Consider the following 22,402-nt stretch of genomic DNA (forward strand, 5'->3'; position numbering starts at 1 on the left):
ATGTCAATTTCAGTGCAGGGAATTTCAAAAAGTTTTAAAGGAAGAAGAAAAGGCGAGCCAGAAAATGAAGTATTAAAAGATGTGAACTTTGAAGTGGAAGAAGGGCAGTTCGTATCCTTGCTCGGACCTTCGGGATGCGGGAAGACGACTACGCTTACCATCATTGCGGGGTTCCAGAAGGCGACGGACGGAGTCATAAAGGTCAATGGCGCCAAAGTGGAAAAACCGGGGCCGGACAGGGCGTTTATGTTCCAGAATTATGCCTTGTTTCCATGGCTTAAGGTGGGAGAGAATATTGAATATCCTATGCGGAAGATGAAGATAGCGAAGAGCCAGAGAAAAGAGCGGCTCAAAGAACTGCTGGAAATGGCGCAGCTGACGGAGTATGAGCATTATTATATCCACGAGATATCAGGAGGCATGAAGCAAAGAGTGGCTCTGCTGCGGGCGCTGGCCTGCGACCCCAAGGTGCTTCTGATGGACGAGCCTTTAGGGGCTGTGGATTTCCAGATGCGCCAGCTTCTTCAGGTAGAGTTAGAAAACATCCTGGGACAAAAGAAGACGACATCTCTTATGGTTACCCATGATGTAGATGAATCCATATATCTAAGCGACCGGGTGATCGTCATGTCCAGGAATCACGGAAAGATACTGGAAGACGTAAAGATTGACCTTCCAAGGCCAAGAGACCGCACGACGCCAGAATACCATGCATATGTAGACCATCTGACCGAGATACTGAAGTCTGCATTGGATGGAGGCGTATTTACCCAGGAGGACAAGGATATTATGGAATTTATCCAAGGCGTGGAGAGTGGAAAGGAACCGCTTAGGGAGGCGATGGGCACATCCGCATAATTGAGAGAAAGGATAATGGAGACTTAGGAAAATGGATCAGAATATACATAAAAAATTTACCGAAAGGCAGAATGAACTGAGATTATATATCATTCAGTTTATTGTGGATCATCAAAGGCCATACCATCTGGATCAGGATATGACGCAGACGTTAAAAGCGCTTGGGATGGATCAAAAAGAATATGAGGAGATTATAGAATGCCTGCTAAAAAAGGATGGAATGGTAATCGATGAAGAGAGGAATGTAAACTTTATTTATCCGGTATCCGCACTGCAGACCAGCCACCATGTGACCCTTCAGGATGGAAGGGAGTTTACGGCTATGTGCGCGATAGATGCCATAGGCGCTGCATTTACGTTCCATCAGGACACGGAGATACATTCTGCGTGCGCTTCCTGCAATGAGCCGGTACATATAAGGATCGTGGACGGAAAAGTCGCGGAGTATTCGCCAAAGAATCTGCATGCGTTGACGTTCCCGCTGGGGGAACTTTCCAACTGGGCAGGATCCTGCTGAAATGTCATGAATTTTTTCTGCAGCAGTGCAGAATTCGACCAATACGTTACGGATATGGAGCTGGATGCTGCTTCCGTGATTAAGGCAGACATGGATAGAGCAGTGGAAGAGGCGAAAGCGACATTTGAAGTATAAATAGAAAAAACAGGAGGTACAAAAAGAATGAAAGTAGCTTACTTATTGGAATCAGAACATGCAAGGGAAATTCTTGAAACGATGATTATCCCGCAGTTAGAGGAAGACCGCCATGGCGCAGAGGTGGCAGGCATGATGTTTTTCTTTGACAATGCCTATATGCTGGTAGAGGGCTGTGATATTGCCGCCAGGCTGCAGGCAATAAGCGAGAAGACAGGCATGCTGCTTATGGCCTGCGACCGCTGCTGCTATCAGAGGGATATTGCGGATAAGCTTGTCGCGCCGGCAGGAATCGGCTGTTTCCCTAATGTATACGCAGCGCTTGCGCCAGCCGGCGTTGATCAGGTGATCACATTATAAGGAAGACAGGGTGATGTCCATCTACCTTTTGGGTAAACAGTTTATATAGATGGCCATTGACGGGGGCATCCTTGCAGAAGGCAAGGATGCTTTCTTCATCTTCGTCCATAAATCTTAGCGCCAGCCCGCAGCCGCTGCTGATGGCGCCCGGAATAGGCATGATGGCCGCTTTTATCCGTTCCTTTGCATGCTTTTCCGCCTGTATGGCATCGGTCGTGGTATCGAATGCCATGATATAATAATAATCTGGTCTTTCCATATCATAAATCTCTCTTTCTGCTATGCTTGAACTTAAGATTTATTATATCATAATTGCCAGGGAAGCGTAATAGCAGAAGCAGATGGAAGGCTATGTCTGGACAAGGCGGATCAGGCATGCTATTATCGAAAAAGACGGTGTTATGATTCATATTTACCAGAAAGATAAGGAGTAAGGTATGACGAAAGAACAATTAGCAATAGAAGTGATAGAGCGTCTGAAAAAGGAATATCCGGATGCCGGATGTACCCTGGACTATGACCAGGCATGGAAACTTCTGGTCAGCGTCCGTCTGGCGGCCCAGTGTACGGATGCCAGGGTAAATGTCGTGGTGGAAGATCTGTATGCCAGATACCCGGATGTGGAGGCGCTGGCCGCGGCAGATGTAGAAGACATTGAAAGGATAGTAAGGCCCTGCGGGCTTGGAAAGAGCAAGGCCAGGGATATCAGCGCCTGTATGAAGATATTAAAAGAAGAGTATGACGGCAAGATTCCGAGAGATTTTAACGCGCTGCTAAAACTTCCGGGAGTCGGAAGAAAAAGCGCTAACTTGATCATGGGGGATGTCTTTGGCGAGCCTGCCATCGTGACGGATACCCACTGCATCCGCCTGACCAACCGTATCGGCCTTGTGGATGGAATCAAGGATCCAAAGAAAGTGGAAATGGCACTGTGGAAGATCATTCCACCGGAGGAAGGGAGCGATTTCTGCCACAGGCTGGTATATCACGGAAGAGATATCTGCACGGCCAGGACAAAGCCATTCTGTGATAGATGCTGCCTGGAGGATATCTGTGCGAAAGCCGGGGTTGAAAGTTCAATATAATGGATATAATCATAAGACAGGAGTAGCATCGTATTCATGATGTTACTCTTTTTAGCAAGAACCTGAGAATGGAGGGACAAAGACATGTGCGGCAGATATTATATAGGAGACTATGTTTCTGAAAAACTAGAAGACATTACATCCGGAAGGGGAATCAGCCAGATCAAGACTGGGGATGTATATCCTTCCCAGGAGGCCGCCGTATTAGTAAGAGGCGAAGATGGAGCGCAGACGAGAATGATGTGCTGGGGATTTCCGCAGAGCCGTGGCAAGGGACTTTTGATTAATGCCAGGGCGGAGACGGCAATGGAACGTCCCCTGTTTCGGGACAGCATCCGCAATCGGCGCTGCGTGGTTCCAGCCAGCCATTTTTATGAATGGGATCAGTCCAAGAATAAGGTGACCTTTTGCAGAGAGGATTCGCCGGTACTGTATATGGCAGGCTTCTATCAGCTTTTTGAGGACAAGGAGCATTTTATTATCGTGACTACGAAAGCCAATGATTCCGTGTCCGGCGTTCACGACAGGATGCCGCTGATACTGGAGCAGGAGGAACTAGAAAACTGGCTGCATGACGATGACTGCCTGGAATTCCTGCTTGGCAGGATCCCGGCAGCGCTTAAGAAGGAGCAGGAATATGAGCAGCAGGCGCTGCCATTTATATAGGAGGGATCAGTTATGGCGAGGATACTGGTAGATGCGGATGCCTGCCCGGTGGTGGCGGGAGTTGAGGAAATGGCAGAAAAATACGATCTTCCCTGTAAATTATTCTGTGATACGAATCATGTGCTGAAGTCCTCCTACAGCCAGGTAGAAGTCGTAGGAGCAGGGGCGGATGCAGTGGACTTCGCCCTGATCAGCCAGTTAAAGGAGGGCGACGTCGTGGTGACCCAGGATTATGGAGTGGCGGCCATGGCGCTGGGAAAGGGCGCATATGGAATCCATCAGAGTGGAAAATGGTACACAGACGAGAATATCGATCTGCTTCTGATGGAGCGTCATATGGCTAAGAAAGCACGTAGGGAAAAGAGCAGGCATCATCTGAAGGGGCCGGCGAAAAGAACCAAAGAAGATGATGAAAGATTCAAGATTTCCTTAGAAAAACTTATTTTGCAAAAGATCTTTTGCAAAGATTCCAAAGATAATTGCTAGCCAAAAACACAGGCATATATTACAATATGAGCAAAGTTTGAAAGTAATGGGGTATACATATGCTTGAAGAAAAATTAATAAAACTAAGAAAGAAACAAGGCTACAGCCAGCAGGAAGTAGCGGACTTGCTGTCCGTGACCAGACAGACCATATCCAACTGGGAATGCGGCCAGGCAACGCCGGCTCTTGATAAGGCGGCAGAACTGGCAAGACTCTACCATGTCAGTATGGATGATCTGGTGGGAAATGACGTGGAGATCGTATTGAAAGAAGAGAAAGATGAGAGTACTAATAGGAGAAAAGACCATCATCTGCTCCAGATGCTGATAGGCAAGCGGTGCGTTATAGACTGCGATGATATGTCTCTGGTGCTGGATCTGGAAGGATATACCAAGCCAAGAGTCCTCGATGTGAACGAGGAATGGATCCGCGTTGAGTATGAGCGGAGAAAAGAAAATACCTTAAGGCAGAGGGAAACGGTGGTCAAACTGATTGAAATGTCGGCAGTCAAGGGATTTCAGATCATGGAGGACGAGTAGATGGCAGGATTTATCGCTTGCGTGGCGCTCATATTTAGCATATTGTGCTTCTATGAAATACACACGCTAAAAAAAGATAAGGCTAAGGAGGACGGGGGCAAGTCCCGGGAAACTTTTGCGGAACTTTTAAGGGGGCTTCATGGCAGGCAGTGCGAGTTTGTCGTAGATGGAGCCTTGCTATATCTGGATATTGCATACAGTGTAAGAGGCATTGTGGCAGATTCTGATGATGACTGGGTGCTGATCACTTCTAAGAAGGGGAAGAAGGTGCTGCAGAGGATGTTCCGGATATCCTTGATCAAGGATGTAAAAGAGATTATTCAGTAAAAAAGCAGTTTAAAACAGTTGCATTGTGCAGCTGTTTTCTTTTTTTAATAAAACTATGTTGACAGACGACATATGTCGTGGTACGATATAGAAAAATAAGTCGTCAGACGACATAGCGTCTGGCGATATATGAGGAGGAATTAGATATGAGAAAAGAATTATATATAGGTATCCTGTTGTTTTCCCTGACACTTTGCGCAAAATCCGTAGGGCCGATCCCGGAATTCGCCTCAGGAGCGCTGCTGGGGCTTTCTATCTGCCTGGAATTCATCGGGATACTGCCCCAAGAAAAATATATGAAGTTAAAGAACTTTAAGAAAAGGAGTCTGGACAGATGGGTAAGAAAGTAGAGCCTTTAACGGAAAGTTATTTCTACATTCTGCTTTGCCTGGCAAATGGACCGAATCATGGATATGGAATCATGCAGCGGACAAAAGAATTGTCTGCAGGGGAAGTAAAGATCGGATCAGGCACGATGTATGGGGCAACCGGAAATATGACAAAGAAGGGCTGGATCGTAGAAAGCAAGGGCAGCACAGAGGATTCTGACCGGCGCAGGATGTATGAACTGACGGAAGAAGGAAGAGAGATCCTGGATATGGAGATTAGGAGATTAAGACGGCTGCTGGCAGGCGCAGAAGAAGTTTTGGAGGAAAAGTGATATGGGCAAGCGGAAAATAAGCCATGCTGCATATGCTGCATGGGATTACAAGAAAGAGATTGAAGACTTGAACAAGAAGTCGCAGGAAGGCTGGCAGCTGGTAAAGGGAGGATGCTTCAAAAGCATATATGAGCAGAATGATCAAGCATGCTACCGCTATCAGCTGGATTATAATACCGATATAGAGAATAAGGTGCTTTACTTGGAGATGTTTGAGGATCAGGGATGGGAGTATATTAATTCTACTTTTAATGGCTGGCATTTTTTCCGGAAGCCTTATGATCCGGAATTACCGGAAGAAGAGTATGAGATTTACACGGACTCTTCGGCAATTCCGGATATGGAGCGCAGGTGGGTACGGCTCGCCTATAGTTTTATGGCCGTGATTTCTGCTTTTCTGGTTTTCATGATAATAAGAATGATACAGTATCCGGAATGGACCAGAGTTCCAATGATACTTTTTGAAATCGACTTTATTGTGTTTCTCGGATTGGGAATCTACCGCATCCGGAAAAAGGAGCGGCATGTGAAGAAGATATTTTCTCTATCTACGATGATGGCTATAGCAGTCGTATGCTGGCTTGCGGGGATTGTATTGGGAGCCTTAAAGCCTGATTGCAGCAATACATTGGAAGGAGATACCAATGGGGGGACTTATTATAAGGATTTTACCGTGCATTATCCAGATAATTTTTATCTGGATCTTGAGATGGATAATGACAGTCCAGTGACGTTTCGTATTGACGATGCAAGCGGTAAAGCCGTATATACTAACAGCGATAAGAAAACAAGAGTAGAAAACAGGCGTATCTGGCTGAAAAAAGGAGATTATAGGATCGCCATTGCCAGTGAAACGGGCGAAAAAGCCAGTAAAATGAAGATTTCCTACGAACTTGACTAAAATGATGATAGAGGAGTATGGCGTACGGCATTAAAAAATGGTGCCGCGCGCCTTTTTTATATTGACAAAAACAACTGTAACAAGTATAATTACATATACAACAACTGGAACAAAAGTAATTACAGATAAGAGGAGGCAACTATGAGAACTAAGAAAGCGAAGTCTATTAGTGTTTTAATACTTAGCCTTGTCCTTGTGCTTACGGCATGCGGGTCAAAGCCAGCGGGAAGCAGCACGGAAAACAAGGCGGAAGAGACAACAGAAGAAGATGGCGGCAGCCAGGCATCAAAAACAGTTTTTGGCACGTTCGAATCCAAGACTCTTGACGGAGAAGACGTATCTCAGGACATATTCTCCAAGGCAGATCTTACCATGGTGAACATCTGGGGAACCTTCTGCGGACCGTGCATCAAAGAGATGCCGGAACTGGGAGAGTTGAGCCGCCAGTATGCGGACAAGGGCGTTCAGATCGTGGGGCTTATAAGCGATGTATCCGATCCGGGAGATGAGACGGCAGAAGATATTATTTCTACTGCAAAGGCGGATTATACGCATATAGTAGCCTCTAATGATCTTCAGAATGGAATCTTAAAAGAAGTATATGCTGTTCCTACCACATATTTCGTAGATAAAGACGGAAACCAGGTAGGCAAGGCTTATCCGGGCGCAAGGGATATGGATAGCTGGGCCAAGATTATTGATGAGATGCTTGCCGAGGTACAGTCATGAGCAGGCGCAAGATAATCGGAATCCGCATTGCGCTATTTGCCGCTGCGGCAGCATTCCTCTTCGTAGGCGCTGCTCGCGGCGAAGCGGGTACTGTGTTTACGAAAGCCGTAAATATTTGTCTGGAGTGTGTAGGAATTGGCTAAGATGATAAAAGCAATAAAGAACCGTATGAGGCTGTGGGTACAGATCGTCTTTACAGCCGTAACAAATGGATATCTGCTTGGTTTTCTTACAGGCCGGATATATACTGGCCCAACTAAGGCGGCCTGCGTGCCTGGCCTGAACTGCTATTCCTGCCCGGGAGCGCTTGGATCATGCCCCATAGGCTCTCTTCAGGCAGTGCTGGGAAGCCGGGATTATAAATTTTCCTTTTATGTAGTAGGATTTCTTCTGTTTTTTGGCTCCATATTTGGAAGGTTTGTCTGCGGATGGCTGTGTCCCTTTGGGCTGGTGCAGGATTTGCTGTATAAGATACCATTATTTAAAAAGAGGAAGAATCTTCCGGGCCATAAGGTGCTGATTTGGGCAAAATATGTTATACTTGTATTATTCGTAATCCTGCTGCCGCTTCTGGTGGTAGATTTCACTGGCCAGGGAGACCCCTGGTTCTGCAAGTATATTTGTCCCAGCGGTACGCTTGCAGCAGGAATTCCCCTGGTTCTTCTCAATGAGAATCTGAAACTTGCGGTAGGAAATCTGTTTTTTTGGAAGGTAGCAATCCTGATCGTACTGATCATACTGGCTCTATGGGTTTACCGGCCCTTCTGCAAGTATCTGTGTCCTTTGGGCGCTATCTACAGTTTCTTTAATCCGGTGGCGCTGTACAGATATCAGATCGATGAGAGCGCATGTACCAAATGTGGAAAATGCAAGAAGGCCTGCAAGATGGATATCAAGGTATGGGAGAAGCCGAACAGCCTGGAATGTATTCGCTGCGGAGACTGCGTGAAGGCGTGTCCTACGCAGGCAATCAGCAGAAGAAAAGGAGGTTGCCATGAAAAAAATCGTGAAGCGGGTTAGTTTTGCCCTGGCAGGCGCAGCATTAGGATTTGCGTACTATTCATTTATCAGCTGCAGCAGCGGGGGATGAGCGATCACATCCAGTCCGGTATGGACGGTGGCTGTAGGAACAATATTGGGCCTGCTCGTGTCCTATTGTTTTGAAGACAGTAAGGATACGAAGGAATAAAAAGGTTATGGACGAATAGAAAAGGAATGAGAGAGATGACGAGTGAATTTGCAATTGCAGTGCATGCGCTGGTGTATCTGCATCATAAGAATGCCGTGCTCTCCAGCGAAGAGTTGGCGGAAAACATCTGTACCAATTCGGCACGGGTAAGAAAGGTCATGGCGAAACTTAAGAAAAAGGATTTGATAGGTACAAAAGAAGGCATAAAGGGAGGCTATCATATGTCCCTGGATGCCTCCGAGATTACTCTTGGGGATATCTGTGAAGCGCTGCAGGTGGATATTGTAAAGGCCGCGTGGCGTTCGGGAAGTATGGACATGGACTGCATGATCGCATCCGGAATGGCGGGGGTCATGGATGGGATTTATGCGGAACTGGACGAAATATGCAAGAAGCGCCTGGAAGGGATTACGATCCAGGATGTGGAAAAGAAAGTAGCCGGATGCAAGAAGTAAGAAGGCAGCTGGATTATTTTGATATTTCGCAGATCTGCGACTCGGGCCAATGCTTCCGCATGTCGCGGCTGGAAGATGACAGTTACGCCATAATCGCAAAAGACAGATATCTGAGACTTGTACAGAACGATAAAGAGTGCTTGTTTTACTGCGGCGAGGAAGAATTTGATACTTTTTGGAAGCAGTATTTTGACCTGGATACGGATTATAGTGCCTTTATAGGGCAGATCAGTCCAAGGGACAAATACTTGAGCCAGGCGGCAGCAGAAGGAAGCGGAATCCGTATTCTGCGCCAGGATCTGTGGGAGATGATCGTATCATTTCTGATCTCTCAGCAGAATCATATTGTCCGCATTCGCAGATGCATAGAGAACCTATGCATAAAATATGGGGAAGAACAGCAGAACTTCGATGGCAGCCGGTATTATACATTCCCGGCGCCGGAAGCGCTAGCCTTTCTCGACGAAGAGGCGCTTAAGGAATGCAACCTGGGCTATCGTAGCAAATATGTGGTGCGAACGGCGAAAAGTATTGCAGAAGGGCAGGTCTCCTTAGAAGATATAAAGAGCCTGCCTTACAGGAAGGCCAGAGGCGAACTCCTAAAATTATATGGCATTGGAGAAAAGGTGGCAGACTGTATCTGCCTCTTCGCTCTGCATAATCTGGAAGCATTTCCTGTGGATACTCATATCCGCCAGGCGCTGGAGGCACATTATCCAAAAGGATTTCCAAAACGCCGTTATAAAGGATTTCAAGGTATCATGCAGCAATACATATTTTATCATGAGTTAATGGGCAATCGCTGATCAGCGATTGCCCAATGTTTTTAAGCAGTCTACAAGTTCCAGGTCGTCGCTGTTCAATTTGATATTAGAGCAGTAATTCTTTCCATCCGGCGCGGTGACGGTTATCTCGATGATGGATCCTTCCACAAGCGCCTCCTGGGAAACGGCCTTTAAAAACAGGGGAAACTTCGGATGGCCTGCGCGAAAACGATCCAGGCATCCCTTAAGTTTCTGAAGCATCGCGATCTGGTTAAAATCCATATTCATTGTTCTATCAACTCCTTTGACTATTTCTCTATGAGGCATTATACTTGAGTTAGTAAAAATAGTCAAAGGAGGTACTATTTATGGACGGAATGATGATTCCTTCTTTTGATGGAACAAAACTGTTCCTGAAGAAAGAGGTAGCGGCAGATGCCAGTGCTGTATGCGTGATCGTGCATGGGCTTTGCGAGCATCAAGGAAGATATGATTATCTGGCGGATATGTTTCATGGGGCAGGAATCGGGACATACCGCTTTGACCACAGAGGACATGGAAGGTCAGAAGGAGAGGAGTCCTATTATGGCGATTACAATGAGATGCTGGATGATGTAAACGTAATCGTGGATATGGCAATTGAAGAGAATCCAGGAATTCCAGTATTCCTTCTGGGTCACAGCATGGGAGGATTTGCCGTATCTTTGTATGGCGCAAAATATCCGGATAAAGCGTTAAAAGGCATTGTAACCAGCGGAGCGCTGACATTCGATAACGGAGGACTGATCACAGGGGTGCCCAAGGGACTTGACCCACATCAGAAACTGCCGAATGAACTGGGCGGAGGCGTGTGCTCAGTTGCGGAAATCGTGGACTGGTATGGCAAAGATCCATACAATAAGAAGACCTTTACTACCGGACTGTGTTATGCGATCTGCGATGGACTGGAGTGGTTCCAGGAGGCAGGCAAGGAATTTGCCTATCCTGTACTGATGATGCACGGGGAGGCAGATGGCCTGGTGGCGGTTCAGGACACTTACGATTTCTTTCAGATGGCAGCCTCCAAAGACCGCCAGATGAAGATATATGGCGGCCTGTTCCATGAGATCCTTAATGAGTATTGCAGGGACGAAGTTATCAGGGATGCTATCAGCTGGATTAGAAACCGTATATGAGTATAGAAAGCATAACGATTGTATAAGCGAGAGATTCCCGGGGAGAGTCGCATCTTTCCGGGAGTTTTATTGACGTTCCAGATATTTTATGTTAAGTTAATAATCAACAATTCATCCGGCATTCCGCCGATGAGTAGTTTTCATATCTTTTATGTTCTTGCGGATTCCGCATTAAATTTCAGACACAATTTTGCAAATGAATCAAAAGAAAAGTGGTGATGCATCTATGAAGAGCCTATGATGTTTTTGTTAATGAGATAAAACCTGCCGGCGTGCGGCAGAAAATCGGTGGACTAGCCATCAGCGGGTATCGGACATGGGATACCCCAGGGCTATATTTTACTAGGAAATTATGCTAAGATAGAGGAGAAGATTTTATGAAAAACAGAATCATTGGTTCGGTAGTTCAAAAAGCCAGAAATTATCGAGTGAACCGGAAATATAAGGATCGACTGTTCCGTCTTGTATTTCAGGATAAAGAGGACTTGCTGTCGCTTTATAATGCAGTCAATGGCACGGAGCATACGAATGCGGAAGATTTGACTATTAAAACGCTGGAGGATGCAGTTTATTTGGGATTTAAGAATGACCTGTCATTTCTGATCAGCAATACGCTGAATCTTTATGAACACCAAAGCAGCATTAATCCCAATATGCCTTTGAGGGGATTGATTTATTTTACGGAAATGCTGAAGGCTTATGTGGAAGAGCAGGGATATAATATCTATGGAACAAAACGAGTACTCTTGCCAACGCCGAAGTACATCGTATTCTATAATGGATTACAGGAGCAGCCTGATCGAATGGAACTTCACCTTTCAGAGGCCTTTCTGGAAAATAAGGGAAAAGACGAGCCCTCCTTGGAATGCAGAGCGATTATGTTGAATATTAATCAGGGGCATAACCAGGAATTGATGGAAAAATGCCAAAGACTGGAGGGGTACTCCTATTTCGTGGCGGCGGTCTTTACATATATGAGCCGGGGATATGAACTGGAAGATGCCATTAATCTTGCGATTGATGAGTGTGTCAAAAAAGGGAAGATTGCCGATATTCTGGCCAAAAACAGAGCGGAGGTAAAGAATATGCTGTTAACAGATTTTGATGAGAAGAAATATAGGAAGATGCTGCGCGAGGAAGCGCGGCAAGAGGGGTGGGAACAAGGAAAAGAAGAAGGGAGAAAAGAAGGGAGAAAAGAAGGAAGAGAAGAAGGAAGAGAAGAAGGAAGAGAAGAAGGAAAAGAAGAAGGAATAGAGGCGGCGACAAAAAGGATTAACCGATTGAATAAATGCCTGATTCAGGACGAAAGATTTGACGATTTAAGGCGGTCAGCGGAAGATGTTGATTACCAGAAGAGATTAATCGAGGAATATAACATTGAGTAAAAAAACTGCGGAAAAGTTTCTGAAACAATATTTTGGCTATGATGGATTCCGGGAAGGGCAGGAACAGTTGATCGAGGCTGTCCTTTCCGGCAAGGATGTTCTGGGTATTATGCCTACCGGCGCTGGAAAATCTATGTGCTTCCAGATACCGGCGCTGATGATGGAAGGAATTACCTTGGTGATTTCTCCATTGATCTCTTTGATGAAGGATCAGGTTGGAGCCCTAAATCAGGCGGGTATCCATGCTGCTTTTTTAAATAGTTCTCTTAGCGTGGGGCAGTATGCAAAGGCCTTGGCGTACGCCAGGGAAGGGCGGTACAAGATTATCTATGTGGCGCCGGAGAGACTGGAGACGCAAGGGTTTCTGGATTTTGCGATGTCGGAAGGCATTAAGATTTCTTTTCTTGCGGTGGATGAGGCTCACTGCGTCTCCCAATGGGGACAGGATTTCAGGCCTAGTTACCTGAAGATTCTGGATTTTTTAAAGAAACTGCCTTACCGTCCGGTGATAGGCGCGTATACGGCAACGGCAACCACGGACGTGCGGGATGATATTATGGACATTCTGCAGTTGCAGGACCCCTTTGTGATTACGACCGGGTTTGACAGAGAGAATCTCTACTTTGCCGTCAGGAAGCCGGTAGATAAGTATAAAGAACTGGTCGGCTATATTCGAAGGAAAGAAAAAGAGATGCCTGGAAGCAGCGGAATCGTCTATTGCCTGACCAGGAAGAACGTGGAGGATGTCTGTTACAATCTGAGAAAAGAAGGATTTTCAGTTACGAGATATCATGCGGGCCTAAGCGATATGGAACGCAAGGAAAATCAGGACGATTTTATTTATGACCGCCGACAGATCATGGTAGCGACCAATGCGTTCGGAATGGGGATTGACAAGTCGGATGTCCGATTCGTCGTCCACTATAACATGCCAAAGAATATGGAGAGTTATTATCAGGAAGCCGGGCGTGCGGGGAGAGATGGAGAGCCGTCAGACTGTATTTTGTATTACGAGCCTATGGATGTGCGTACGAACCGATTCTTTATCGAAAATAATGAGGACAATGAAGCGCTGGATGAGATAACGCGACGGCTTGTAAAAGAACGGGATGAAGAACGGCTTCGCCAGATGACATTCTATTGCTTTACGACTGGCTGCCTGCGCAATTATATCCTGGATTATTTTGGAGAGGCAAGTCCTGGATATTGTGGAAACTGCTCAAATTGCATGACCCAGTTTGAGGATGTGGATATTGCCAGAGAGGCCGCGGCCATTCTCAGATGCATAAAGGCAAATCATATAAACTATGGAGTTACGGTTATCATAGATATCGTGCGGGGAGCAGGCAATCAGAAGATACTTTCAAGGGGCCTTGACAGGAATCCGGAGTATGGAAGCCTGAAGGAAGTTACAGTGCCGAGGCTTCGCCAGATAATCCAGGAATTATTGTTCCGGGGGTATTTGGAATTATCAAATGACAATTACCCGGTGCTCAAAGCAGCAGACGCAGCAGACGCAGCCGAGCAATTGCTGCAGGAACAAGTGCCTCTTTTCATGAAACTGGCGAAAGAAAGAGAGCCGGAAAGATCCGCCGGGAGAGGGAAAGTAAGACGCAAGAAGGCCGGGGCGGCTGCATCCCTCGAGGAAAAGGATTTGGAACTTTTCGAGACTCTGCGCGCATTGCGAAAGGAGATTGCGGCGGAGGAGAAGGTACCTCCTTACATGGTGTTTTCCGATAAAACGCTGGCGCTTATGAGTGCCGCCAAGCCAGAGAATTCGAGCGAGATTCTTATGATCAGCGGCGTGGGCGAATATAAGATGGAGAAGTATGGGGCGAGATTTTTAGAAGCCATAGCCCGGAGGATATAAGTGATGGATTTACAATATGCAAGAGAAGCGTTTGAACGCTATCTGGAACAATATGACCAAAGTGATGATAAAGTAAGGCTCAAGATCGTACATACTTATGGAGTGGCAGAGGCCAGCCGCCAGATTACGGAGCGGATGGGACTTAGCCCGGAGGATATAGACTTAGCCCAGCTGATCGGCCTGCTTCATGATATCGGCAGATTCGAGCAGATAAAAAGATTTGACAGTTTCGAGCCCAGTACTATGAACCATGCGAAGTTTGGCGTTCGAATCCTGTTTGAAGAAGGGCTGATCCGGAGGTTTATAAGAGAAGACAGGTGGGATGACATTATACGAACTGCGATTATAAAACACAGTGATTTTAAACTGGAAGGAATCGAGGACAGCCGTAAGCTGTTACACGCAAGAATTATCCGGGACGCGGACAAGCTGGATAACTGCCGTGTAAAATTGGAGGATGCAATAGAGACCATGCTGCAGGTGACCGCCGATGAGGTAGGAAATAGCAAGATCAGCCCCGAGGTTATGGAGCAGTTTCGGAGGAAAGAGTCCATACGCTCACTGACGAGAAAGACGAAGATGGATTATTGGGTATCCTATCTGGCATATTTTTTTGACATTAACTATCAGGTTTCTTTTGATATAATTGAGGAAAACAATTATATAGAGCGATTGATTGCAAGGATTCCTTATTCGAATCTGGAGACTGCTGAGCAGATGTTGGAGATAAAAGAAGGATTAAAGCAATATGTAAGCGCTGCCAGATGCAGCAAATATTTTAACTAAGATAAATAGGCCTCTTATCTGGCAGATTCAAGAAACCGCCATGCTTTTTCGTTTAGAAAAAGGCATGGCGGTTTTGGCTATGAGATTATGGCCTTATGCATCCATCTGCTGTCCTAAAAGGTCAGCTGCCAGCAATGCATCGTAAAGTTGCTCAGGAGTTATATCACCTGGCATGTTATGAATCGTTTCTCCGGGAGCGCATGCTTTGCGCGCAGCAATCAGCACCCTTGCGTTATCCGAAACGCCAACCTCTTTAAGCGTAATAGGAAGGCCTACGCTTTTACAGAATTTCATTACGGTGTCCAATTCATCTTTAGGGGCCCCTTCCAGGATTAATTGGGCGATGGTTCCAAAGGCAACCAGACTGCCATGCATCGTTTTTTCACATTCTTCAAGGGCGGTGAACCCGTTGTAGACAGAGTGCGCAACTGCAAGTCCGCCGTTATCTGCGCCTACGCCGCTTAAGTATGTATTGGCTTCTATGATGGCTTCTAAGGCAGGCGTTACCAGATTCTGCTCGCATGCGGCTTTCGCTTGAACGCCATATTCCAGAAGGGTTTCATAGCATAGTCTGCAAAGGGCCATGGCAGAGCGGGTAATGCCGCCATTTTCAAGGCTGGGAGCATCCATTTTCTGACATACCCGCGCTTCAAAATAAGTGCCTAGGGCATCTCCCATTCCGGCTACCAGGAATTTGGCCGGGGATGCGGCAAGTACTGCGGTGTCAACAAGGACGGCCTCCGGATTTCTGGGATAGAAGAGATAGCTGTCAAAGGTGCCGTCATCCTGATAAATAACGGAAAGGCCGGTACATGGAGCATCCGTGGCGCAGACAGTTGGGACGATTACGACAGGCAGATGTTCGTAGTAAGCAGTTGCCTTAGCAGTATCTATGGCAGAACCGCCTCCAATTCCTACTACGACTTGTATGTTCTTTTCCTGTACGATCTTGCGCATTTTTTCAATTTCCCCTACAGAACTGATGCCTCCAAAGATTTCGTACTGCCTGTAGCAGTCGGAATCAGCAAAACTGTTCTCGATCTTGGCATGACAAGCCTTGTGTCCGCTGCGGGAGCAGACGAATAAATAGTTCTTTCCTAATTCGCTGGTATCTCCGTAGAAATGGAGCAGGCAGTCTTTTCCCTGCACGTATTTCAAAGGAGCACGCATTAATTTTGTTCTACCCATAATAAGACCTCCTAAAATATTAAGTATGACTTAACATTACAATATTGTTATTTTTTTGTCAATATAAAATTGGAAAATAGACAGAGAAAATGTTAAACTATATATACTTAGTCATGCATAGCGCGCCTGTCACGATGAAGTATGCAATCCGGGGCAGGCATGGGCATCATGAAAAGGGAGGAAAATCATTATGGCAGAAGATATAGCCTTGCCCGGAGAAAAGTTGAAAACATTTCGGAAAGAAGCAGGACTCACATTAAAAGCAGTAGCAGATGAATTAAAAGTATCGATTCCATTTCTCAGCATGGTGGAGAATGGAAAGAGCGGAATCAGTTTTGAAAATCTACACAGGATGCTTAGATTATATGGAAAGAATCTGGGAGACTTGACCGAGCAGGAGGAAAAAGCAAGGGGAGTCATTAATATGCAGGAATCCAAAAGGATAGCGGCAGAACCTGGAATCGATATCTATGGGCTCGCAAGTATCAATGACCCTATGCAGGGCTATATGGCGGGCTTCATCCTGGATATCGCTCCAGGGGCTTCGAATGACTATGACTCGCATACGGGACTGGAGTACGTATTTGTATTAAAAGGCTGCATTCGCCTGACGCTGAATGGGCCTGATGGCACGCGGTCAATAGAGATGCAGGCGGGAGATTCCAAGGGCCACCTTGCAGGAGACAGGCATATTTATGAAAATATAGGAGGAGAGCAGGCACAGATCCTGGTGGTGGAAAGTACGCCTGGTAGAGATCACGAAAGTCTAAGACATTTTTAAGAAAGTGTTTATAGAATTCCAAGATTTCCCGGCGTATAATAACTACCATACACATGAGGAGGTTTTTTGTATGTGGCGGAAGTCAAGAAATGCAGTACAGGCAGAGGAAGAAGTATACGATCATGAATATGAGACAACCAGGAGGCAGACTACCCGTTATCAGCCGGATTACAGAGAGGGTCTTACCAGCCAGCAGGTGAGGGAGCATACACAGGATGGATGGACGAATGTGGCGGTAGATCCTCCGGCCCAGACGACCAGGGAGATCATTCATGAAAATGTATTTACTTATTTCAACCTGATTTTTACAGTGCTGGCAGTACTTCTGTGTCTGGTGGGGTCATTTAGGAACCTTACTTTTCTGCCGGTTATCATTATCAATACGCTGATCGGGATCATTCAGGAGATTCGGGCTAAAAATACTTTGGAGAAGCTGAGCATGCTGAATGCGCCCCACGCCAATGTCGTGCGGGATGGCAAGACGTTAAACGTGGATTCGGAGGAACTGGTTTTGGATGATATCGTCCTGTTTAAAGCGGGGAATCAGATCTGTGCGGATGCCATCGTAGTAGACGGTGAGGTCCAGGTCAATGAATCCCTGCTAACCGGAGAGTCGGACGAGATTACTAAGAAGCCGGGCGATCATCTGATGTCCGGCAGTTTCGTAGTAGCAGGCCAGTGCTTCTCCAGGCTGGAAGCCGTGGGAGAGGATTCCTATATTTCCAAACTGACGCTGGAAGCCAAGGCAATGCAGAAAGGCGAGCAGTCAGAGATGATCCGTTCGCTGGACAAGCTGGTCAAGTTCGTTGGCATTGCTCTAATCCCGATCGGCATCGTGCTTTTCGTGCAAGGATTCTTTTTTAATGGCGAAGGATTCCGCAATAGCGTCACATCCATGGTTGCGGCAGTCATCGGCATGATTCCAGAGGGACTCTATCTGCTGGCCAGCGTAGCCCTGGCAGTAAGCGCAATGCGGCTTGCGCATAAAAAGGTGCTCCTCCATGATATGAAGAGTATTGAGACCCTTGCCAGGGTGGATGTACTGTGCGTAGACAAGACGGGCACCATCACAGAGAATTCTATGAGCGTAAACAAACTGGTGCCTACAGAAGAATATGACAAGGAAAATATGCCGGAACTATCCAAACTGGTAGGCGACTTTGTAAAGGCCATGAGCAGCGACAACAGCACCATGGAGGCCATGAAGGAATATTTCAAGGAAAGCACTGGCGCAGCGCCGGTCAAGGTGACGCCATTTACATCCGCTACGAAGTATAGCGGGGTTGCCTTTGAAGAGAAGGCATACGTTCTTGGCGCGCCGGAGTTCGTACTGCGGGAGGATTATGATACCTATCGTACGGAGATTCTTACCTATGCCAAGAGAGGCTACCGGGTGCTGGTATTTGGCAGTTATGCCGGCGCTTTGGATGGAAAGAAATTGACAGAGAAGGTTACGCCTCTTGGCTATGTGCTTCTTTCCAATCCAATCCGCAAGGAGGCCCCGGAGACCTTCCAGTATTTTGCCGAGCAAGGCGTGGAGGTAAAGGTTATTTCCGGTGACAACCCGCTAACCGTATCTGAAGTGGCCAAAGACGCGGGGATCAAGAATGCAGAAGAGTATGTGGATGCGGCGACTCTTGAGACGGAAGAGGATGTAAAGAATGCGATCGCAAAATATACGGTGTTCGGCCGTGTCACCCCGGGACAGAAGCGGCAGTTCGTGCAGGCTTTAAAAGAGCAGGGAAAGACGGTTGCCATGACCGGAGACGGGGTGAACGACGTATTAGCCCTGAAGGATGCGGACTGCAGCGTGGCCATGGCATCGGGAAGCGATGCGGCCGTCCAGGCGTCCCAGGTAGTGCTTCTGGAGTCGGATTTTGCATGTATGCCATCCGTGGTGCTGGAGGGAAGAAGGGTAGTCAACAATATCCAGCGTTCTGCCAGCCTGTTCCTGGTGAAGAATATTTTTTCCTTCCTGCTGTCCTTGTTCTCGGTGGCCTTTATGATCACTTATCCGCTGGAGCCTTCGCAGATATCGCTGATCAGCATGTTTACGATCGGCATACCGGCGTTCTTCCTGGCGCTGCAGCCGAATAAGGAAGTCATCAAAGGGCATTTTCTTACCAATGTATTTTTAAAAGCGCTGCCTGCAGGGCTAACGGATGTACTGGCGGTGGGGGCGCTGGTCGTATTCGGACAGACCTTCGGGGTGGGCGCCAAGGATATTTCCACGGCAGCTACCATGCTTCTTGCCATCGTGGGATTCATGATTTTGTACAAAATATGCCAGCCGCTGAATACGATCCGTGTTATAGTATGGGTAGGCTCTATCATTGGCCTTCTGGCATGCAGTATATTTCTACCGGATTTGTTTGCGATTACAGGGATGTCCAGCAAGTGCATCATGCTGTTCATTGTATTCTCGATCGCAACGGAACCGGTTCTCAGATATCTGACGCTGCTGGTTGGCGGCTTGAAAGGTTTATATAAGAAGTTCTTTCACAAAGCGTGATAGAAGGCGGGTATGTCGCAAGGAGGATGAATATGAAAATAGTAAGTCTGATGGAGGATACGCCAGGTGGGAATGGCTGTCTCTTCGAGCACGGCTTCAGTCTCTACGTGGAGACCAAAAGCCATAGAATTCTGGCGGATACAGGAGCGTCCTGCAGATTTCTCGAGAATGCCAAGCGTCTTGGGATTGACCTTGCCAAGGTGGATACGGTTATTTTAAGCCATGGGCATTATGACCATAGCGGCGGCATTCTGGCGTTTGCCGGAAAGAATCCCAATGCCCGCATTTATATTCGGGAAAATGCATTCGAGGATTTCTACCACGTCAAAGATCATGGGCGCAGGTACATCGGAATTGATAAAGAAATTAAGAAACTGGAGCAAGTGGTGATCGCAGGGAGCGATCTCAGGATAGATGAAGAGTTATTCCTTTTTACGAATGTTACAGGAAGAAGAATGTGGCCTGAGGGCAACCGGGAATTAAAAGTGGTGAAAAATGGAGAACTGCTTCAGGATGACTTTAGTCATGAGCAGTACCTGATTATCCAAAGCGAAGGGAAGGAAATCCTGATATCCGGATGCGCCCACAATGGTATCCTGAACATCCTGGAGCGATACTGGAATCTAAGAGGCCGTATGCCGGATGCGCTCATTAGCGGATTACATATGGCAAAAAAGTCAGCGTATACCATGGAGGAAGAGGAACTTATCCGCAAGACGGCCTTAGAACTTAAGGCTTACCCAATCCAATACTATACCGGCCACTGTACTGGAGAAGCGGCATATCAGTTAATGCAAGGGATTCTGGGAAGCCAGATAGAATATATAAGATGTGGCGGGAGCATAGAGTTATGATGAACGCAGTGGAATTAACCCGGGAACTGATAGCGGTTGAAAGCACAAATCCAGGTATGGGCGAAAGTGATATGGAACGGTTCATACTAAGATATCTGTATGGAACAGGAGCCGCGCTGGCCTCCGAAGAAGTATTTCCAGGGCGCAATAATGTGATGGCAACTTTGACAGGAGAAGAAGCCGCCCCTTCGCTGGTATTCGTCTGCCACATGGATACCGTAGTGGAAGGCCCGGGCTGGACGCGCGATCCATTCGCGGCAGAAGAAGAGGATGGAAGGATCTACGGGCGCGGAGCATGTGATATGAAAGCAGGACTTGCCTGTGCCCTTGTGGTCTTTCGGGAAATAGCGGAAAATGTGAAGCATGGGAAGATGAGGCTTAAATATCCGCTTAAGCTTCTGTGCACGGTTGACGAAGAAGGAACTATGCGGGGCGCTGAGAGGGCAGTCCTATCCGGCCGGGTGTCAAAAGATGACTGGGTTCTGGACATGGAGCCTACCGGGGGACAAATTCAGATGGCTCACAAAGGGAGGCTGTGGCTTTAAGTGGATGCCCAGGGCGTGACGGCCCATGCGAGCAGGACGGAAGACGGCGCGGATGCAATCGCGGCCATGGGAGAATTGATCAGTTGCGTAAGAGGGGAATTTGCCCGGATGCCGGAGCATAAAGAACTGGGCAGGCCAACCGTGACTTTTGGACAGATTGCAGGCGGTTACCAGCCCTACGTGGTTCCGGACAGATGCAGGCTGTGGATGGATCTTAGGCTAGTGCCTCCTCTTGACGATAAGAAGGCGCTGCTGATCGTAGAAGAAGGAATGAAGAAGGCAGAGGAAGCAGTGCCAGGAGTAGAATTCCAATATAAAATAACAGGAAACCGGCCATGTATAGAGAAAAATGATGCGTCTTCATTGCTGGCAGGATTAAGGAAAGCATGCAAAAAGTCTCTTGGAGAGGAACCTGAGGTAGGTCCATTTCCTGGCTATACGGATACGGCGGTCATTGCCGGAATGCTGGGAAACGGTAATTGCATGTCTTATGGGCCGGGGGATTTGAAGATGGCCCACAAACCAGATGAGTATGTAAAGATTGAAGATATAGACCGGTGTGTTCTGGTATTAATGTCATTGGTGGAGGAGATGAACAGCCTATGAAATTCAAAGTCATATTAGGGGATATTACGAAAGTTACCTGTGATGCCATTGCAAATGCGGCGAATACTACATTGCTTGGCGGGGGAGGCGTAGACGGAGCCATCCACCGGGCGGCAGGACCGGAACTTCTGAGCGAGTGCAGGACGCTTGGCGGCTGCCGGACGGGAGAGGCAAAGATTACCAACGGATACAGGCTGCCGGTAAAATATGTGATTCATACGCCAGGTCCAGTATGGAGAGGCGGAAGCCATCAGGAAGAGCAGCTGCTTAAGAATTGCTATGAAAACTGCCTGAAGCTTGCGGCAGAGCATGGGTGCAAGAGTATCGCGTTCCCATCCATCAGTACCGGAATCTACGGGTTCCCGCTGGAAAAGGCAGCGCCTATCGCTGTCCATACCATCCGTTCTTTCTTAAAGGAGCATCCGGAGATAGAAAAAGTCCAGATGGTATGTTTTGATGAGATTACAAAAAAATATTATGAAAACGCGCTAGATGGATAAGAGGTTTCCATCCAGATCTTTCCACAGGAATCCTCCGTCAAAGGTCATATAGCCGCAGACAGAGTTTTCTTTTGGAATGGAGACAGAGCCGGGATTCATATAAGTATAAGTTCCCATATTCCGATTGGCCGGTACGTGGGTATGGCCATTGAGCAGAATGTCTCCTTCCTTCAGCATCGGAGGACTTTGGGGATTAAAGTGGTGGCCGTGGGACGCAAAAATGCTGCATCCGTTAAGTTCCAGAAAGCAATAGTCTGCAAGGATAGGAAACTCCAGGACCATCTGGTCAACTTCCGTATCGCAGTTTCCTCTGACGCATAGGATTTCCTGCTTCTTGGGATTCAAAAGGCTAATCACTTCCTTGGGATTATATTCCTTTGGCAAATCGTTCCTGGGGCCATGGTAGAGGATGTCGCCGAGCAGAAGCAGACGGTCAGCCTGCTCGCGTTCATAGGCTTTTAGCATTTTCCGGCAATAATAGGCAGAACCGTGAATATCAGATGCAATCATTAATTTCATTTATATATA

General features: G+C 47.1%; 30 protein-coding genes. 26 read left to right on the forward strand and 4 right to left on the reverse strand.

What is annotated here, in order from left to right; genetic code table 11:
- Genes saoA through saoD form a run of 3 tightly spaced genes read left to right on the forward strand, consistent with a single transcriptional unit; the run spans position 1 to position 1,870 of the window.
- Positions 1-858, forward strand: a complete 858-nt coding sequence (gene saoA, locus K0036_RS03260) for an ABC transporter ATP-binding protein SaoA (RefSeq protein WP_220430741.1) — start codon at positions 1-3, stop codon at positions 856-858.
- A 31-nt stretch (positions 859-889) separates the two neighbouring features.
- Complete coding sequence (saoL, locus tag K0036_RS03265; RefSeq protein WP_252997715.1) at positions 890-1,510, forward strand: MerB-like organometallic lyase SaoL; 621 nt, start codon at positions 890-892, stop codon at positions 1,508-1,510.
- A gap of 27 nt (positions 1,511-1,537) precedes the next feature.
- Positions 1,538-1,870, forward strand: coding sequence for a DsrE-related protein SaoD (gene saoD, locus K0036_RS03270; RefSeq protein WP_004608616.1), 333 nt, complete (start codon positions 1,538-1,540; stop codon positions 1,868-1,870).
- Here the strand turns inward: saoD and K0036_RS03275 are convergent.
- A complete protein-coding gene (locus K0036_RS03275) occupies positions 1,860-2,129 on the reverse strand; it encodes a DUF3343 domain-containing protein (RefSeq protein WP_025645256.1) in 270 nt (89 codons plus the stop codon). The two genes, saoD and K0036_RS03275, sit on opposite strands and share 11 nt — an antisense overlap.
- A gap of 178 nt (positions 2,130-2,307) precedes the next feature.
- On the opposite strand from K0036_RS03275, the gene K0036_RS03280 reads away from it, so the two are divergent.
- The 13 genes from K0036_RS03280 to K0036_RS03340 all read left to right on the forward strand — a co-directional run bounded on the left by K0036_RS03280 (position 2,308) and on the right by K0036_RS03340 (position 9,714).
- A complete protein-coding gene (locus tag K0036_RS03280) occupies positions 2,308-2,955 on the forward strand; it encodes an endonuclease III domain-containing protein (protein ID WP_173693620.1) in 648 nt (215 codons plus the stop codon).
- 84 nt (positions 2,956-3,039) lie between these two features.
- Complete coding sequence (locus tag K0036_RS03285) at positions 3,040-3,621, forward strand: SOS response-associated peptidase (protein ID WP_220430742.1); 582 nt, start codon at positions 3,040-3,042, stop codon at positions 3,619-3,621.
- A 12-nt stretch (positions 3,622-3,633) separates the two neighbouring features.
- Entirely contained in the window at positions 3,634-4,107 is a 474-nt protein-coding gene (locus K0036_RS03290; RefSeq protein ID WP_173693622.1) for a YaiI/YqxD family protein, read from the forward strand.
- 59 nt (positions 4,108-4,166) lie between these two features.
- Positions 4,167-4,646: a helix-turn-helix transcriptional regulator gene (locus K0036_RS03295; RefSeq protein WP_025645251.1), complete on the forward strand. Its 480-nt coding sequence runs from the start codon at positions 4,167-4,169 to the stop codon at positions 4,644-4,646.
- Positions 4,647-4,973, forward strand: a complete 327-nt coding sequence (locus K0036_RS03300) for a hypothetical protein (RefSeq protein WP_220431351.1) — start codon at positions 4,647-4,649, stop codon at positions 4,971-4,973. It abuts the gene before it with no gap.
- 146 nt (positions 4,974-5,119) lie between these two features.
- A complete protein-coding gene (locus tag K0036_RS03305) occupies positions 5,120-5,323 on the forward strand; it encodes a hypothetical protein (RefSeq protein ID WP_025645248.1) in 204 nt (67 codons plus the stop codon).
- Entirely contained in the window at positions 5,308-5,634 is a 327-nt protein-coding gene (locus K0036_RS03310; RefSeq protein ID WP_025645247.1) for a PadR family transcriptional regulator, read from the forward strand. Before K0036_RS03305 ends, K0036_RS03310 begins: the two co-directional genes overlap by 16 nt.
- Position 5,635: 1 nt before the next feature.
- Entirely contained in the window at positions 5,636-6,535 is a 900-nt protein-coding gene (locus K0036_RS03315; RefSeq protein WP_220430743.1) for a DUF2812 domain-containing protein, read from the forward strand.
- A 141-nt stretch (positions 6,536-6,676) separates the two neighbouring features.
- Positions 6,677-7,264, forward strand: coding sequence for a TlpA family protein disulfide reductase (locus K0036_RS03320; RefSeq protein WP_173693625.1), 588 nt, complete (start codon positions 6,677-6,679; stop codon positions 7,262-7,264).
- Entirely contained in the window at positions 7,261-7,407 is a 147-nt protein-coding gene (locus K0036_RS03325) for a CD1871A family CXXC motif-containing protein (protein ID WP_173693626.1), read from the forward strand. Before K0036_RS03320 ends, K0036_RS03325 begins: the two co-directional genes overlap by 4 nt.
- Before the next feature lies 1 nt (position 7,408).
- On the forward strand, positions 7,409-8,284 hold the full coding sequence (locus K0036_RS03330) for a 4Fe-4S binding protein (RefSeq protein ID WP_044955601.1): 876 nt from the start codon (positions 7,409-7,411) through the stop codon (positions 8,282-8,284).
- Positions 8,285-8,488: 204 nt separating this feature from the next.
- Complete coding sequence (locus K0036_RS03335) at positions 8,489-8,908, forward strand: RrF2 family transcriptional regulator (RefSeq protein WP_025645241.1); 420 nt, start codon at positions 8,489-8,491, stop codon at positions 8,906-8,908.
- Complete coding sequence (locus K0036_RS03340) at positions 8,896-9,714, forward strand: DNA-3-methyladenine glycosylase family protein (protein ID WP_025645239.1); 819 nt, start codon at positions 8,896-8,898, stop codon at positions 9,712-9,714. The genes K0036_RS03335 and K0036_RS03340 overlap by 13 nt, the downstream gene beginning before the upstream one ends.
- On the opposite strand, the gene K0036_RS03345 is transcribed toward K0036_RS03340, so the two are convergent.
- The gene (locus K0036_RS03345) at positions 9,715-9,960 is read right to left on the reverse strand and encodes a hypothetical protein (protein ID WP_044955598.1); all 246 of its coding nucleotides are present in this window, start codon (positions 9,958-9,960) and stop codon (positions 9,715-9,717) included. It lies immediately after the preceding gene.
- An 80-nt stretch (positions 9,961-10,040) separates the two neighbouring features.
- On the opposite strand from K0036_RS03345, the gene K0036_RS03350 reads away from it, so the two are divergent.
- From K0036_RS03350 to K0036_RS03365, 4 genes are all read left to right on the forward strand, one after another.
- Positions 10,041-10,847, forward strand: coding sequence for an alpha/beta hydrolase (locus tag K0036_RS03350; protein ID WP_220430744.1), 807 nt, complete (start codon positions 10,041-10,043; stop codon positions 10,845-10,847).
- Between the two features lie 377 nt (positions 10,848-11,224).
- The gene (locus K0036_RS03355; protein WP_220430745.1) at positions 11,225-12,232 is read left to right on the forward strand and encodes a hypothetical protein; all 1,008 of its coding nucleotides are present in this window, start codon (positions 11,225-11,227) and stop codon (positions 12,230-12,232) included.
- Positions 12,225-14,102 carry a DNA helicase RecQ gene (recQ, locus tag K0036_RS03360; protein WP_220430746.1) on the forward strand — a complete coding sequence of 626 codons (1,878 nt, stop codon included), beginning with the start codon at positions 12,225-12,227 and terminating at the stop codon, positions 14,100-14,102. Before K0036_RS03355 ends, recQ begins: the two co-directional genes overlap by 8 nt.
- Before the next feature lie 3 nt (positions 14,103-14,105).
- The gene (locus K0036_RS03365; protein ID WP_025645230.1) at positions 14,106-14,888 is read left to right on the forward strand and encodes an HD domain-containing protein; all 783 of its coding nucleotides are present in this window, start codon (positions 14,106-14,108) and stop codon (positions 14,886-14,888) included.
- Between the two features lie 93 nt (positions 14,889-14,981).
- Here the strand turns inward: K0036_RS03365 and K0036_RS03370 are convergent, their stop codons facing one another.
- A complete protein-coding gene (locus K0036_RS03370) occupies positions 14,982-16,076 on the reverse strand; it encodes a glycerol dehydrogenase (RefSeq protein WP_220430747.1) in 1,095 nt (364 codons plus the stop codon).
- A 190-nt stretch (positions 16,077-16,266) separates the two neighbouring features.
- Between K0036_RS03370 and K0036_RS03375 the strand changes: the two genes are divergently transcribed.
- From K0036_RS03375 to K0036_RS03395, 6 genes are all read left to right on the forward strand, one after another.
- Complete coding sequence (locus K0036_RS03375) at positions 16,267-16,857, forward strand: helix-turn-helix domain-containing protein (protein WP_220430748.1); 591 nt, start codon at positions 16,267-16,269, stop codon at positions 16,855-16,857.
- A 70-nt stretch (positions 16,858-16,927) separates the two neighbouring features.
- Positions 16,928-19,369 (forward strand): cation-translocating P-type ATPase, encoded by a 2,442-nt coding sequence (locus tag K0036_RS03380; protein WP_220430749.1) that lies wholly within the window; start codon positions 16,928-16,930, stop codon positions 19,367-19,369.
- A gap of 32 nt (positions 19,370-19,401) precedes the next feature.
- Positions 19,402-20,223 (forward strand): MBL fold metallo-hydrolase, encoded by an 822-nt coding sequence (locus K0036_RS03385; protein ID WP_220430750.1) that lies wholly within the window; start codon positions 19,402-19,404, stop codon positions 20,221-20,223.
- The gene (locus tag K0036_RS19250; RefSeq protein ID WP_310593073.1) at positions 20,220-20,768 is read left to right on the forward strand and encodes a M20/M25/M40 family metallo-hydrolase; all 549 of its coding nucleotides are present in this window, start codon (positions 20,220-20,222) and stop codon (positions 20,766-20,768) included. Before K0036_RS03385 ends, K0036_RS19250 begins: the two co-directional genes overlap by 4 nt.
- A complete protein-coding gene (locus tag K0036_RS19255) occupies positions 20,769-21,374 on the forward strand; it encodes a M20/M25/M40 family metallo-hydrolase (protein ID WP_310593074.1) in 606 nt (201 codons plus the stop codon).
- Positions 21,371-21,874 (forward strand): O-acetyl-ADP-ribose deacetylase, encoded by a 504-nt coding sequence (locus K0036_RS03395; protein WP_025645222.1) that lies wholly within the window; start codon positions 21,371-21,373, stop codon positions 21,872-21,874. Before K0036_RS19255 ends, K0036_RS03395 begins: the two co-directional genes overlap by 4 nt.
- Here K0036_RS03395 and yfcE read toward each other — a convergent pair.
- Positions 21,863-22,393: a phosphodiesterase gene (yfcE, locus tag K0036_RS03400; protein ID WP_025645219.1), complete on the reverse strand. Its 531-nt coding sequence runs from the start codon at positions 22,391-22,393 to the stop codon at positions 21,863-21,865. The two genes, K0036_RS03395 and yfcE, sit on opposite strands and share 12 nt — an antisense overlap.
- Positions 22,394-22,402: the final 9 nt, after the last annotated feature.

The sequence above is a fragment of the [Clostridium] scindens genome, assembly GCF_019597925.1.
In the GTDB taxonomy this organism is placed as follows: domain Bacteria; phylum Bacillota; class Clostridia; order Lachnospirales; family Lachnospiraceae; genus Clostridium_AP.

Bases quoted from the DNA above. Each gene is read 5' to 3' on its own strand.
- K0036_RS03285 (WP_220430742.1), top strand. From the start codon at position 3,040: ATGTGCGGCAGATATTATATAGGAGACTATGTTTCTGAAAAACTAGAA.
- K0036_RS03305 (WP_025645248.1), top strand. From the start codon at position 5,120: ATGAGAAAAGAATTATATATAGGTATCCTGTTGTTTTCCCTGACACTT.
- K0036_RS03375 (WP_220430748.1), top strand. From the start codon at position 16,267: ATGGCAGAAGATATAGCCTTGCCCGGAGAAAAGTTGAAAACATTTCGG.
- K0036_RS03365 (WP_025645230.1), top strand. From the start codon at position 14,106: ATGGATTTACAATATGCAAGAGAAGCGTTTGAACGCTATCTGGAACAA.
- K0036_RS03355 (WP_220430745.1), top strand. From the start codon at position 11,225: ATGAAAAACAGAATCATTGGTTCGGTAGTTCAAAAAGCCAGAAATTAT.
- K0036_RS03385 (WP_220430750.1), top strand. From the start codon at position 19,402: ATGAAAATAGTAAGTCTGATGGAGGATACGCCAGGTGGGAATGGCTGT.
- K0036_RS03310 (WP_025645247.1), top strand. From the start codon at position 5,308: ATGGGTAAGAAAGTAGAGCCTTTAACGGAAAGTTATTTCTACATTCTG.
- K0036_RS03380 (WP_220430749.1), top strand. From the start codon at position 16,928: ATGTGGCGGAAGTCAAGAAATGCAGTACAGGCAGAGGAAGAAGTATAC.
- K0036_RS03370 (WP_220430747.1), bottom strand. From the start codon at position 16,076: ATGGGTAGAACAAAATTAATGCGTGCTCCTTTGAAATACGTGCAGGGA.
- K0036_RS03320 (WP_173693625.1), top strand. From the start codon at position 6,677: ATGAGAACTAAGAAAGCGAAGTCTATTAGTGTTTTAATACTTAGCCTT.
- K0036_RS03340 (WP_025645239.1), top strand. From the start codon at position 8,896: ATGCAAGAAGTAAGAAGGCAGCTGGATTATTTTGATATTTCGCAGATC.
- K0036_RS03350 (WP_220430744.1), top strand. From the start codon at position 10,041: ATGGACGGAATGATGATTCCTTCTTTTGATGGAACAAAACTGTTCCTG.
- K0036_RS03290 (WP_173693622.1), top strand. From the start codon at position 3,634: ATGGCGAGGATACTGGTAGATGCGGATGCCTGCCCGGTGGTGGCGGGA.
- K0036_RS03275 (WP_025645256.1), bottom strand. From the start codon at position 2,129: ATGGAAAGACCAGATTATTATTATATCATGGCATTCGATACCACGACC.
- K0036_RS03295 (WP_025645251.1), top strand. From the start codon at position 4,167: ATGCTTGAAGAAAAATTAATAAAACTAAGAAAGAAACAAGGCTACAGC.
- K0036_RS03395 (WP_025645222.1), top strand. From the start codon at position 21,371: ATGAAATTCAAAGTCATATTAGGGGATATTACGAAAGTTACCTGTGAT.
- K0036_RS03280 (WP_173693620.1), top strand. From the start codon at position 2,308: ATGACGAAAGAACAATTAGCAATAGAAGTGATAGAGCGTCTGAAAAAG.
- yfcE (WP_025645219.1), bottom strand. From the start codon at position 22,393: ATGAAATTAATGATTGCATCTGATATTCACGGTTCTGCCTATTATTGC.
- K0036_RS03315 (WP_220430743.1), top strand. From the start codon at position 5,636: ATGGGCAAGCGGAAAATAAGCCATGCTGCATATGCTGCATGGGATTAC.
- K0036_RS03300 (WP_220431351.1), top strand. From the start codon at position 4,647: ATGGCAGGATTTATCGCTTGCGTGGCGCTCATATTTAGCATATTGTGC.
- K0036_RS03345 (WP_044955598.1), bottom strand. From the start codon at position 9,960: ATGAATATGGATTTTAACCAGATCGCGATGCTTCAGAAACTTAAGGGA.
- K0036_RS03325 (WP_173693626.1), top strand. From the start codon at position 7,261: ATGAGCAGGCGCAAGATAATCGGAATCCGCATTGCGCTATTTGCCGCT.
- saoA (WP_220430741.1), top strand. From the start codon at position 1: ATGTCAATTTCAGTGCAGGGAATTTCAAAAAGTTTTAAAGGAAGAAGA.
- K0036_RS19250 (WP_310593073.1), top strand. From the start codon at position 20,220: ATGATGAACGCAGTGGAATTAACCCGGGAACTGATAGCGGTTGAAAGC.
- K0036_RS03330 (WP_044955601.1), top strand. From the start codon at position 7,409: ATGATAAAAGCAATAAAGAACCGTATGAGGCTGTGGGTACAGATCGTC.
- K0036_RS03335 (WP_025645241.1), top strand. From the start codon at position 8,489: ATGACGAGTGAATTTGCAATTGCAGTGCATGCGCTGGTGTATCTGCAT.
- saoD (WP_004608616.1), top strand. From the start codon at position 1,538: ATGAAAGTAGCTTACTTATTGGAATCAGAACATGCAAGGGAAATTCTT.